10 protein-coding genes and 1 riboswitch are annotated in these 12,084 nt (G+C 38.3%); of the genes, 5 read left to right on the top strand and 5 right to left on the bottom strand.

The annotated features are described in order from the left end of the window. Positions 1-16: 16 nt before the first annotated feature. Entirely contained in the window at positions 17-1,435 is a 1,419-nt protein-coding gene (aspA, locus tag M3166_RS06115; protein ID WP_251688318.1) for an aspartate ammonia-lyase, read from the bottom strand. A 221-nt stretch (positions 1,436-1,656) separates the two neighbouring features. Here aspA and M3166_RS06110 point away from each other — a divergent pair, with 221 nt between their 5' ends. After that, positions 1,657-2,193 carry a dehydrogenase gene (locus M3166_RS06110; RefSeq protein WP_251688316.1) on the top strand — a complete coding sequence of 179 codons (537 nt, stop codon included), beginning with the start codon at positions 1,657-1,659 and terminating at the stop codon, positions 2,191-2,193. A gap of 320 nt (positions 2,194-2,513) precedes the next feature. Further along, positions 2,514-2,593: riboswitch (glycine riboswitch) on the top strand. A gap of 254 nt (positions 2,594-2,847) precedes the next feature. Further along, complete coding sequence (locus M3166_RS06105) at positions 2,848-4,185, top strand: amino acid permease (RefSeq protein WP_251688314.1); 1,338 nt, start codon at positions 2,848-2,850, stop codon at positions 4,183-4,185. Between the two features lie 98 nt (positions 4,186-4,283). Here the strand turns inward: M3166_RS06105 and M3166_RS06100 are convergent, their stop codons facing one another. The 4 genes from M3166_RS06100 to M3166_RS06085 form a co-directional block, all read right to left on the bottom strand. Next, on the bottom strand, positions 4,284-5,438 hold the full coding sequence (locus M3166_RS06100) for a cobalamin-independent methionine synthase II family protein (protein ID WP_251688312.1): 1,155 nt from the start codon (positions 5,436-5,438) through the stop codon (positions 4,284-4,286). Positions 5,439-5,538: 100 nt separating this feature from the next. Beyond that, positions 5,539-6,468 (bottom strand): LysR family transcriptional regulator, encoded by a 930-nt coding sequence (locus tag M3166_RS06095; RefSeq protein WP_251688310.1) that lies wholly within the window; start codon positions 6,466-6,468, stop codon positions 5,539-5,541. 133 nt (positions 6,469-6,601) lie between these two features. Further along, on the bottom strand, positions 6,602-7,810 hold the full coding sequence (locus M3166_RS06090; protein ID WP_251688308.1) for an MFS transporter: 1,209 nt from the start codon (positions 7,808-7,810) through the stop codon (positions 6,602-6,604). An 11-nt stretch (positions 7,811-7,821) separates the two neighbouring features. Then, the gene (locus M3166_RS06085; RefSeq protein WP_251688306.1) at positions 7,822-9,093 is read right to left on the bottom strand and encodes a sugar-phosphatase; all 1,272 of its coding nucleotides are present in this window, start codon (positions 9,091-9,093) and stop codon (positions 7,822-7,824) included. 214 nt (positions 9,094-9,307) lie between these two features. Here M3166_RS06085 and M3166_RS06080 point away from each other — a divergent pair, with 214 nt between their 5' ends. The 3 genes from M3166_RS06080 (at position 9,308) to M3166_RS06070 (ending at position 11,886) form a co-directional block, all read left to right on the top strand. Further along, complete coding sequence (locus M3166_RS06080; protein WP_251688304.1) at positions 9,308-9,856, top strand: GNAT family N-acetyltransferase; 549 nt, start codon at positions 9,308-9,310, stop codon at positions 9,854-9,856. Positions 9,857-10,055: 199 nt separating this feature from the next. After that, positions 10,056-10,961: an ABC transporter ATP-binding protein gene (locus tag M3166_RS06075; protein ID WP_251688302.1), complete on the top strand. Its 906-nt coding sequence runs from the start codon at positions 10,056-10,058 to the stop codon at positions 10,959-10,961. Then, the gene (locus tag M3166_RS06070; RefSeq protein WP_251688300.1) at positions 10,948-11,886 is read left to right on the top strand and encodes an ABC transporter permease; all 939 of its coding nucleotides are present in this window, start codon (positions 10,948-10,950) and stop codon (positions 11,884-11,886) included. The genes M3166_RS06075 and M3166_RS06070 overlap by 14 nt, the downstream gene beginning before the upstream one ends. The last annotated feature ends 198 nt before the right edge of the window (positions 11,887-12,084 follow it).

Here is a 12,084-nt window from a genome sequence, read left to right as displayed (position 1 = left end):
GCTTTCATGTTAAATTTTATTGTTGTTTTTCAAATGCTCGTTCACCAGCAATACCTGGTTGCGTTAATTCGAATGGATTTAAAATAATATCCAGCTGCTCAAGCGTGAAATAGTTGTACATTAAGCAAAGTTCGCGTACAGATTTGCCGCTATGCAGAGCTTCACGTGCAATTTGACTTGAACGTTCATAGCCTAAATGTGGGGCCAGTGCTGTAATTACACCGATTGAACGTTCAACAAAATCATGCAGGCGCGCTTCATTTGCTTCGATATGATCCAGGCAGTATTTTGTAAATACTGTGAAGCCGTTTGTCATAATTTCAATCGACTGAAGCAGATTAAATACTAAAACTGGTTCCATTACATTCAGCTCAAATTGTCCTGCCTCTGAAGCAAGCGAGATTGTTACATCGTTACCGATAACTTGGAAAGCAATTTGGTTAATGACTTCCGGCATAACCGGATTTACTTTACCTGGCATAATTGAAGAACCTGGTTGGCGTTCCGGTAAGCGAATTTCTGCAAAACCTGCTTTTGGACCTGATGCCATTAAGCGTAAGTCATTACAGATTTTAGACATATTCATCATGGCGATTTTTAACATTGATGAAACTTCCGCATACGTATCGGTATTTTGTGTACCGTCGATTAAATTGTCCACTTTTATGAATGGGAAGCCACTGTAAACCGCGATGTTTTCTACTGCCAATTTCATATATTCAGGGTCTGCATTCAGGCCTGTACCGATCGCAGTTGCACCGATATTGATTTGCAGCATTGTTTGCTGCGCTTTTTTGATTCGGTTAATATCACGAGAAACAACGGCAGCGTAGGCACCGAATTCCTGGCCTAAACGAACAGGTACAGCATCCTGTAAATGTGTACGACCCATTTTAACGATTGAATCGAATTCTACTGATTTTCTGATAAAGCTATCACGCATCATTTCCATCGCCGTAATTAAATTATTTAACGTAGAAACTGTTGCAATATGAATAGCCGATGGGAATGCATCATTTGTTGACTGCGCCATATTGACATGGCTGTTAGGACTAATGATTGAATAAGTACCTTTTTCTTCCCCTAAAATTTCCAGTGCGCGGTTTGCAATTACTTCATTGGCATTCATGTTCATTGAAGTGCCTGCTCCGCCCTGAATTGGATCTACAACGAACTGGTCATGTAATAGTCCTGAAATAATGTCATCTGATGCTTGTGCAATTGCATTGGCAATTACTGGATCCAATTTGCCGATAGCGGCATTTGCAAGTGCCGAACTTTTCTTTACGATGGCAAATGCACGAATTAATTCAGGGTGCATTGTCATTTTAGTAATCGGGAAATTTTCTAATGCACGAGTTGTTTGAACGCCGTAATAAACGTCCTTTGGAATTTCTAATGTGCCTAAAAAGTCTTTTTCAATACGTGTACTCATTTGTACAAACCCTCCAAGAGAATGGTGTAATAGTTGGATAAACAACTACATTATACGCCATATAATAATAAAAGCTTACTTGCTGAATTATTAGTTTATTTAACGTTCTCACGTAAGCTTAAATTAACCAATATTAACAAATATAATGAGTGAAATTTCGTAACTTTTTGATTTTCTATACGACTAATTAGGAAAGGGATAAAGGGATGAGGTGATTGTCGATGAAGAAATGGTTAAGTTATATGTTGGTCGTGGGAATGATCTTGCTCCTTGCAGCATGTAATACGAAAGAAAACGAAACATCAACCGATTCAACTGAACCTGTGCAGGAAGAAAATAATGAAAATAAAGTAGAATATGAATTACTGTTTCATTTAGATTCGATACCTCCTGAGGTCGGTACGAGTATTTCAATCGTGCAGGATGAAAAGCTTTATACTACTTGGGCCGATATTTTTGGTTTTGAGCCGGTTCCATCTGTCGATTTTGAAACAGAGGAAGTGCTGTTTGTCACAGGATATTCGGATGGCTGTGGAAGAGAAATTGAGAAAATCGAAAAAGATGAGGATCTTTTAGTCATTACCTTAAACTATCCGGAAGATATTCGCAGCGAGAAAGACATCGTCTGCACAGAAATTGCATTGGACAATACGTATGTTGTCAAAATGAAAAAGACTAACACCTCAAAAGGAAAGCTGATTGATATCAATCGAACAACATATGAAGAAGATTCAACGGTTCAGGAAAAATTGCAGTAAACGAATACAGTAATACGAGGGGCTACCAATTCCTCTATATGAATATTACACTGAAAATATCGAATTTTCGGTGTAATATTTTTTTGGTCATGAATTTTCTGCAAGAAGAAAACATTATGTTGGGAATAAGGTTAAATTGCTATTTACATAATAAACGGCTCCGATTGTCCATTGTAAGACGGTCAAAAAATTGGTAGTATGATTATCGTACAATAATAGTATTGAACGCGAACTATAGGAAACTGGAAGATGCCAGGGACCTATAGGCAACTAATTGCATACATATCAAGCGTTGATCGTCGTGGATAAAACTACTGACGGGAGCAGTTTCTGGAGAGAGCGCGATAATCCGCGTCGCCGAAGGGTTCACAATCTCAGGCAAAAGGACAGAAGAGTAATGAGAGACGCTTTTCTTTAACATAGGGTGTATGAACATCCATTGTTTAATGAAAAGCCCTCGATAGATGTCACAGATTTTTTTAAATCTGGGCGCGATTTTGCAGAGGCGAAATCGATTATTCTTAGACACAGGGACTGGCATATTATCAGTCCCTGTTTTTATTCCAGGAAAATTTACTTGATGGACCGCGATGAAGTACTTATTATTTTGCGCTGTGTAAACAGACAAAATACTTATCCTTTGGAGGAATCGTTTTGGAACAACAAGAATTAAAGCGCGATCTGAAAAATCGCCACGTTCAGTTAATTGCGATTGGAGGAACGATCGGAACGGGGTTGTTTTTAGGGTCAGGTAAAGCGATCTCACTTGCAGGACCTTCTATTATCTTTGCATACTTAATCGTTGGAACCGCACTATTTTTCGTCATGCGTGCACTTGGCGAATTGCTTTTATCAAAAGGCGGCTATGCATCTTTTACTGAGTTCGCCACTGAATACTTAGGGGACTGGGCAGGCTATATTACAGGCTGGACATACTGGTTTTGCTGGATTATGACGGCAATGGCAGATATTATCGCTGTCGGCATGTACACGCAGTACTGGTTTGATATCCCGCAATGGGTACCGGCTATCGCATGTTTAGTAGTTTTACTTATTTTGAATTTATTGACGGTCAAACTGTTCGGAGAGCTGGAGTTTTGGTTTGCGTTAATTAAGATCATCACAATTGTTGCGTTGATCGCAATAGGTATTGTATTGCTGATTATTGGCTTTGAAACAGATACAGGCAAGGTTGCTGTATCAAATTTATGGGAGCATGGCGGATTATTCCCGAATGGGGCATTTGGATTTTTAATGGCGTTCCAAATGGTTGTCTTTGCATTCGTTGGTGTTGAATTAGTAGGGGTAGCAGCTGCTGAAACGGCAAACCCGCAAAAGAATATCCCATCTGCAATTAATAAAATTCCCGTTCGTATTCTGCTGTTTTATGTAGGAGCATTATTCGTAATTTTAACAATCAACCCTTGGGATACATTAAGCGCGTCAAGCTCACCATTCGTTCAGGTTTTCGCATTGGTAGGTATTCCGATTGCAGCAGGTTTGATTAACTTTGTTGTGCTGACATCAGCTGCTTCTGCAGGAAATAGCGGAATGTTCTCAACGAGTCGTATGCTGTTCAGTTTAAGTAGTAATAAACAAGCACCAAAAGCTTACGGTAAATTAAACAAAAATGCGGTGCCGCAAAATGGTCTGTTATTTTCTGCGGTTGTAGTATCGATTGGTGCATTGCTTAGCTATTTCATGCCGGACGATGCATTTAGTATCGTCACAACAATTAGTGCGATTTGTTTTATTTGGGTTTGGAGCATTATTCTGATTTCGCATATTATTTACAAAAAGCGTCATCCGGAATTACATAGATCTTCAATTTTCAAAGCACCTTTAACACCATTTATCAACTATTTAATATTGGCCTTCTTCTTGTTTTTACTAATCATTATGGCCATTTCCGAGTCTACGAGAACTTCACTGCTGTTAACACCGTTATGGTTTATACTGCTGTTTGTTCTTTATAAGGTTCGTAAAAGATAATTAGGCAAATCCAACATGTTATAAAAAACGGAAAACACGCAAATTCAAAGATACCGAGGATTTGCGTGTTTTTCATATTGAAAATTATATGTTTATATTTAACTCCAGTACTGCAGAGCAAGTTGCTGTCCTTGCTGAATTTTTGCCCATTGTTCAGCTTCTGTAAGTTCATTGCCGCCATCGCAGGAAGCGAAACCGCATTGGTGTGAAATGAACAAACGGTCTTTGTCGATAATTTTAGAGGCTTCATCAAGCATTTTAATAATACGATCTTCATTATCTAAAGTATTAGTTTTAGAAGATAATAATCCTAATACAATTTCTACATTTGGTTTATCTTTGAAGACAGCCAGTGCTTCAATTGAACCAGCACGGTCATCATCCCACTCTAAGAAGAAGCGGTCATAATTTAGTTGCTTTAAGAAGAGGTTAGCAATTTTAATGTAAGAACCACCACCCATATTACGTGAGTCGTAGTTACCTCGGCAATTATGTGTCCACATTTTCAAGCCTAAACGATGGCCCACTTCAATAATTTGATTATTTATCCCAATAAATTCAGTTGCTAACGCTTGAACTTCTTCTTGATTAATTTGTTCGCCAGTAAATGGTGAATTCGGATTGTCGTCAGCAAAAAGTTGCCATAAGCAATCATCAAATTGTAAAATTTCACCACCAGCTGCTGCAAACTCTTCCACAAACTCTGTATAAGCTATTGCTAACGCTTGTTTTAATTCATCTTTTGTTTTATAAAATGCAGCTGGTCCGAAATTATCCGAAAAAGATAACTCACCTAAAATATGGGAAGGTGAGGGGATACATAGTTTTGTTTGGTGATCGCCAGCACTTTTTTTCAGTTTTTTGTAGATTTCGATAAAATGATGGTTTTTCCCGCTTAGTTCCCCCGTAATGCGTAAACCGATGTCTTTGCGTGTTTCATAGTGAGAGTTTCCATCGAAATCTTTGAAGAAATAACCATGATCTGCAATATAGCGATCGAATCCTTCAATACCCCAGGCAAAATCTAAATGCCATAATGATTTCGAATGCTCGCCATCTGTCACAACCGTAATGTTATTTTCGATTTCTTTTTTTACAACTTCTTGTATAGAAGCGAGTTCAACTTGTTCGTAGCCTTCAAAATCTTTATAAAAAGGGTATGTAATATCATCACGTTGTTCAATTTGTTTTTTATACGTTAATAATTCATTTTTTCTTAATAGACTGCCTACAATTTGAAATTTTTCACACATGTTCATTTCCTCCTTGGTAATTCAACTTTTTTAAGTTGGATTTATCATACCATCGTGGAGTGGGATATTTGAAACACGTAAAAAATATCAATCGGTATAGTTAAAAACTATAGCGAGAAGATATTTTTAGTTCATCTTTGATCGTTTCTTTTAAATAATTAATATAGATTGCAGCGAGTTTACTAGTAGTCACATGTTTATGGACGATATACCCGACTGTCATCGTCTCATCGACTTCCAGAGGGAGAGAGCAAATATTTTTATTCAATTCCTGACTAATGACTCCTGTTGAAATGGTATAGCCATTAAGCCCAATCAATAAATTGAAAAGTGTTGCACGGTCACTAACCTTAATATTTTTAGGGCGTGAAATGGTACTCAATATTTCCTCTGAAAAATAAAAGGAATTAAATTCGCCCTGTTCAAAAGATAAGCATGGATAGGCATGTAAATCCTCCAACGTAACGGATTTTTGATGTGCAAGCGGGTGTCCTATATGGATAAATACATGTGGCTTCGCTTCAAATAATGGATAGAACTCTAAATTGGCTTCCCTTAAAAATTTCCGAATGACCTTTTCGTTAAAATTGTTTAAGTATAAAATTCCTACTTCGCTTTGTAAATTCTTTACATTTTCTATAATCTCATATGTTCTTGTTTCACGAAGCGTAAATTCATATTCATCGCGATCATAATTTTCAAAGAGACGTACAAATGCACTCACAACGAAGGCATAGTGTTGTGAAGAAACGGAAAAATGCTGTTGTGATGGCTGAACGTTTGCATACCGGTTTTCCAAAAGTTCAGCTTGCTCGACAACTTGCCGCGCATAGCCCAAAAATTCTGTTCCTTCAGCGGTAATAGTTATCCCTTTACTTGTCCGTAAAAAAATAGTAATGCCTAACTCTTGTTCAAGCTCTTTTAATGCGTTCGAAAGGCTAGGCTGGCTAATGAATAAGTTTTGGGCTGCTTTACTAATTGACTGGTTTTTTGCTACTTCAATTACATATTTAAGTTGTTGTAATGTCATAATAAATCCCTTTCTTTCTTCTAGAAGTAGTGTAGCAAATAGTCCACTGGATCTGCAAAAAGAATTCCATAAACATAAAAGCTATCGTAATCGGAAATCACGATAGCCTTTGAAGAGGAAATCTCAACTATTATTATGTTAGCTCCTCTTTTGAAAACAATGGTTTGTTGTTTAACAGATGGAAATAGACGATACATGCGATGACAACACCGATTAGGGCGAAGATACTTGTTGTCAGTTGAATCGTGTAGATTTCCGCCAAAAATCCGATAATCAAGGTTAGAGTGATCTGCATCACACTTTCAATCAGTCCAAGTGAACTGCCGAACCGTCCCATCAATTCAGTCGGGATTGTCTGCTGGTAAAATGTCGCGTAGCCCGCATTGCTGAACGCCATAAACAATCCGAGCAAAATAAAGGCAGCGACCGCAATCATTAAATAAGGTGAAAAGTAAAATATAAAGTAAGAAAGTAACGTACATGTAAACCCGAGGCCGATGTATGAAACGAGTGACAGCTTCTTCACGAAGCGGGCTGCCAAATAGCCACCGACAATGGCACCGATTCCTGTGATTCCTACAATGATGCCATAAACCGAATCCGTCACTTCATGGAAATCTTTCAAAAAGGACATTTCCTGGGAATCAAGTGAAAAGCAAATCATCAATGCTGTTGAATATAAGACGAAAAATTGCAGGAGCGTTTTCCGTTGCGAGATAAATTTCCATACAGTAATAAAATCATCTCGGATAACAGCAAGTGTTAGTACAGTTGATTGAGTGGACGACTTGATTTCTTGATTCGGCAGCAAATACATCATGAATGCGCTAAACAAAAGCATAAACCCATTCACCCACATCGCAGTCGCGGTACTGCTCATGGCGATAATGGCACCACCTAAAGCAGGGCCGATCATAAAGCTCCCTGAACCGAGCATGCTGTTGATGGCATTAAAACGCAAGCGATCATTTGGTGAAACAAGTTTTGTAATCATAAATGTACTGCTCGGATTGGCAAAACAGACCGCGATATTCGCCAAAAAGATCAAACCGTAAATGAGCCAAATTTCCGAAAGCAGCGGCATCAAACAAACGATACTTGCGCGGAAAACATCACAAATAATCAATATGATTCTTTTATTGGTTCTGTCTACGATGGAGCCGGCAAAAAAACTGCACAAAATGCGGGCAATCGGACCAATAATATAGATGCCCGCGACAGCTGCCGGTGACTCGGTCAAATGCCAGACCGAAAGATTGAGCGCGATCAAGTAAATCCAACTGCCCAGTTTGGATGCGCCAAACCCGAACCACAAATAAAAATACTCTTTTCTTAACTCCAAATCATCACCCCTTAGCTGCTCATTCGCTGCCGTATTTTTTCACTTGCATACAGTGCCAGCCTAAAGCAATTGCTCGCCTGTTTATAGGCATGGAGCTGCTCGTAAAACTGTGCCCATAATGGCGCATAGAACAGAATCAGTGAATAATACTGCTGTTCGTTGAAATGCGGAAAAGCTTCATCCTCCAGTAATTTTAATCCGCGAATCGTAAATTCAGTTTCAACCGCATACGCTAGTAGTCTGCGCTGATAAATATGATGGGGTACAGTAAATTGCTGTTCTTCATAGCGTATTAACAGTGTATTCAACTGTTTAAAATCCTTTTGCGCAAAGCATGTGCGCATCCAATTAATTGCTGAATGCAGGTCTTCATCATAGTTATTTGCCAATTGATAATGTTTGGACGCTTCCGTAAAGTTTTCCTGGCATTCGTAACAATACGCGATATTGTTATGCAGTGAGCTCCACTGCATCGGTGTTTGAATTGAAGAGACATTCGCAAGTAGGTTGAGCCCTGCTTCAAACTCCTTGAGAGCTTCCTGGAATCGATGTGAATCATTGAAAATCACACCTTTCATGGAATAAAGCTTCAACTGAAACAACGGTTTATACTGATGGGTAAAAAACTGCTGTGCAAGTTCAATATGTTCCAGTGCCTTTTGTAACTTATAGCTTCTGTGATTCGCAAAAGCAATATGATAATGGTAGTTGGCCAGTTCAAATGGGTGGGTATTGGATAAAAATTGCGCCAATTGATTGTCTGCTTCTTTAATGGACAACTGTTCAAATTCCTGAAATGACAGATGACCGAAAGCGGTAATCGCAACGAACAGCTGAGTGATCCGGTCTTTTTTCCAGTTGATAAACGGCTCGATTTCATTAAGTATTGTTCTCGCCCTATCATCTTCTTTTTTCGAGTAAAGGAAACGAGCATACACAAGCTTTGCCAACAGCTGCTTTTCAAATGGCTGCTCTTCGGTTTGCATTGCGGTTAATTGGTCGATTTCACCTGCAGTAAGCTCGGCATTCGACAATAATTTTTCGTATAACAGCTCCAAAAAAGTGGTTTGGCTTTTCAGTTGTTGTTCGAGCTTATTGAAATCGATGCCTAAGTTTTCAAACAGCTGCTCATACATCGAATGTTCTGCGACAACGATTCCATTTTCAATCCGGCTTAAATACGAAGGGGTACAAATGCCGAAAGCAACGTCATCCTGTTTCTGCTTCTTTTTTTGACGATAATATTTTAATAGTTTTCCCCAAGCCTGTTCATTGTTTTCCATAAAAACACCTCATAGTTAGTTTACCAAAATACTAAACAGGAATATTGCGAATTTTCTTGAAAAAGTGCACGATTAACGTTGTGAAATTGGTAAACTTACACAAATTATTGTTGGTTTACATATTTTAATTGCATATTCGGAAATAGCTATATATGATAAGAAAATAAAAAAGGGTTTATCGTTTTAAATGGGAGCTTAGATTGGAGAGATAGTAATGTTCTTTTATGAAGTAGATAATGAAATTCAATTAAAATTAATTACACAAAATGATGCAGAAGAAATCTTTGCTTTCATTGACCGTTCACGCGATTATTTACGAGAATGGCTTGGGTGGGTAGATAATACAAAAACTGTTGAAGATACACGCGATTTTGCCGCAATGAATTTAGAAAAATTCGCAAAGCGTGAAGGTCTGGATACAGCGATTTTTTATAAAGGGCAATTTGTGGGGAAAGTCTCGATCAATACCATTAATTGGTCTCTGAAAAAATGCGAGATCGGCTACTTTTTAGATGAAGAATATCAAGGGGAAGGCATTATGACACGCGCTGTGAAAGGCATCATTGATATCGCCTTCAACGAATATAAGCTTGGAAAAGTTGAAATTCATGCTGCTGTTAATAATACGAAAAGTCGTCATATTGCGGAGCGTCTTGGTTTTATGCATGAAGGGACAATCCGTCAGGCGGAATGGCTGTACAATCACTATGTTGATCATGCAGTATATGGTCTGTTGAAAGACGAATGGGTTGGAGAATACTAATAACTGGTTTCGCCTCATCAGAAATACCTGATGAGGTTTTTTATCGCTAAATTATAAATTTAATGAAACTTTTTCCAAACTCAACCAGTATAGTAATTAGAATCTATTACATGTGAGGTCATTCATGTCACTACATAGCATCCAGGTACGCAAATAAATGCTTGTAATAGAAGAAATAGCAGAAAGCAGGTGTGGGCAATTGTCACAGCCAATTGTGGAAATTAAAAATTTGAACAAAACGATTAAAGGCAAACACATTATTAAAGACTTGAACCTGGACTTTTACCCGGGGCAAATTACCGGATTTTTGGGGCCAAATGGAGCGGGTAAAACCACGACAATCCGTATGATGACGGGGTTAATGTATCCTTCTAAAGGAGAAGTAATCATCGATGGGAAACAGCTTTCGACAAATTATGAAGAAGCGATCAGTAACATCGGTGTAATCGTTGAAAACCCGGAAATGTATAAATATATGTCAGGGTATAAAAACTTACAGCACTTTGCCCGAATGCATAAAGGTGTAACGAAACAGCGTATTGATGAAGTTGTAGCGCAAGTCGGTCTGCAAAATCGTATTCATGAAAAAGTGAAAACATATTCGTTAGGGATGCGTCAACGCCTTGGACTGGCACAAGCGATGCTGCACCGTCCAAAGTTTTTAATTTTGGATGAGCCGACAAATGGTCTGGACCCTGCTGGGATCCGTGAATTCCGTATGTATTTGCGTAAAATTGCCGTAGAGGATAATGTCGCCATCGTTGTATCGAGTCACCTTTTATCCGAAATCGAGTTAATGGTAGACCGGATCGCGATTATTCAAAATGGTGAGCTGATTGATATTCGTGAACTGCAACATGTCGAGGCAGCACAATATTACATTGAAGTCGGCCAGCCGGATCAGCTTCAGGCGATGTTCGAAGAGCCGTTAACAAAAGAGAATGGCGGCTACGTAGTCAATCTAACAAAAGAAGAAGTGCCTGCACTTATTCGTAAACTAGTTGAATCGGGTATTGATCTATATACGATCCAGCCGATTCAAAAACGTCTTGAAGATCAATTTATCGAGATGACAGGTGGAGGTGCAATCGATGCAATACGTTAAAAATGAATGGATCAAAATGTGGTCGCAAAAAAATGCTTGGATCATGTGCGGGCTTTTAATTGTACTAATCGTATTCGTTGCAGGGATGAACAAATATTATGATGTGGATTCAAGTACAAAAGAAGCGCGCTTAGCAGCAAATGAAGAAATGATGGCCCATCCAAAAGAAATGCTTGCTTCAGAAGATTTAATGCCGGAAGATGAGCAATATTTCAAGGAAGAAATTGCAATGGCCGAATATCGTATCGCCAATGATTTACCATCATCAAATGCAATGACCTTTACGGAACATATGGACTTATCGTTAACATTGACAATTATGGTAACAAGCATCTTTACAGTTGTTATTGCTGCAGGTATTGTATCATCAGAGTTTGGTACTGGTACGATTAAAATGCTTCTTACACGACCTGTTGCAAGATGGAAAATTTTACTTTCGAAACTTGTAGCGTCTATTCTTTATGGAATTGTACTTTTTGCCGCTGGAATCGTTGTCGCATTAATTGTCGGTATGGCATTGTTCGGTACGGACAGTGCAATTGCGTTATCAGTCGTTGATGGGCAAGTTGTGCAGGAAACGGTGGAAAATACATTTGTCGAAACGACACTTTATTCGCTCGGTTCAACAATTATGACGATTATATTTGCGTTTATGATCGGTACGATTTTTGGTTCAAGTACGTTAGCGGTAAGTTTATCGCTGTTCATCTTGTTGATGGGTTCAACGGCAACAATGTTTATCGCTCAATATGATTTTGCGAAATACGTCTGGTTTGCCAATGATTTATCGTTTTATGCACCGGGAAGTATGCCGATGATTGAAGGATTAACATTTACGTTCTCGTTAGTTGTCAATATCGTGTATGCAATCGTCTTTTTAGCAATTACGTTCATTTACTTTATGAAACGTGATGTAACGGCTTAATACGGAAAGTTTTTTAATAACAATTAAATATAGCAAAAAAATATAATACATGAAATTCCCCATTCCTTCATCGGTAAAGATTTAGGAAATGGGGAATTTTTATTTTTATCATTTTTTGGAAATAATAGTGTGAAATATTATAGAAGAATCATATATTAGAAAATTCTGAAAATTTATTGTAATTATTGGAAAGTACCC

The sequence above is a fragment of the Solibacillus isronensis genome (genome assembly GCF_023715405.1).
Taxonomy (GTDB): Bacteria; Bacillota; Bacilli; order Bacillales_A; family Planococcaceae; genus Solibacillus; species Solibacillus isronensis_B.
This window is presented reverse-complemented; position numbering and strand designations above follow the sequence as displayed.

Coding starts and splice junctions, on each gene's coding strand:
- aspA (WP_251688318.1), bottom strand. CDS start 1,435: ATGAGTACACGTATTGAAAAAGACTTTTTAGGCACATTAGAAATTCCA.
- M3166_RS06110 (WP_251688316.1), top strand. CDS start 1,657: ATGAAGAAATGGTTAAGTTATATGTTGGTCGTGGGAATGATCTTGCTC.
- M3166_RS06100 (WP_251688312.1), bottom strand. CDS start 5,438: ATGTGTGAAAAATTTCAAATTGTAGGCAGTCTATTAAGAAAAAATGAA.
- M3166_RS06095 (WP_251688310.1), bottom strand. CDS start 6,468: ATGACATTACAACAACTTAAATATGTAATTGAAGTAGCAAAAAACCAG.
- M3166_RS06085 (WP_251688306.1), bottom strand. CDS start 9,093: ATGGAAAACAATGAACAGGCTTGGGGAAAACTATTAAAATATTATCGT.
- M3166_RS06080 (WP_251688304.1), top strand. CDS start 9,308: ATGTTCTTTTATGAAGTAGATAATGAAATTCAATTAAAATTAATTACA.
- M3166_RS06070 (WP_251688300.1), top strand. CDS start 10,948: ATGCAATACGTTAAAAATGAATGGATCAAAATGTGGTCGCAAAAAAAT.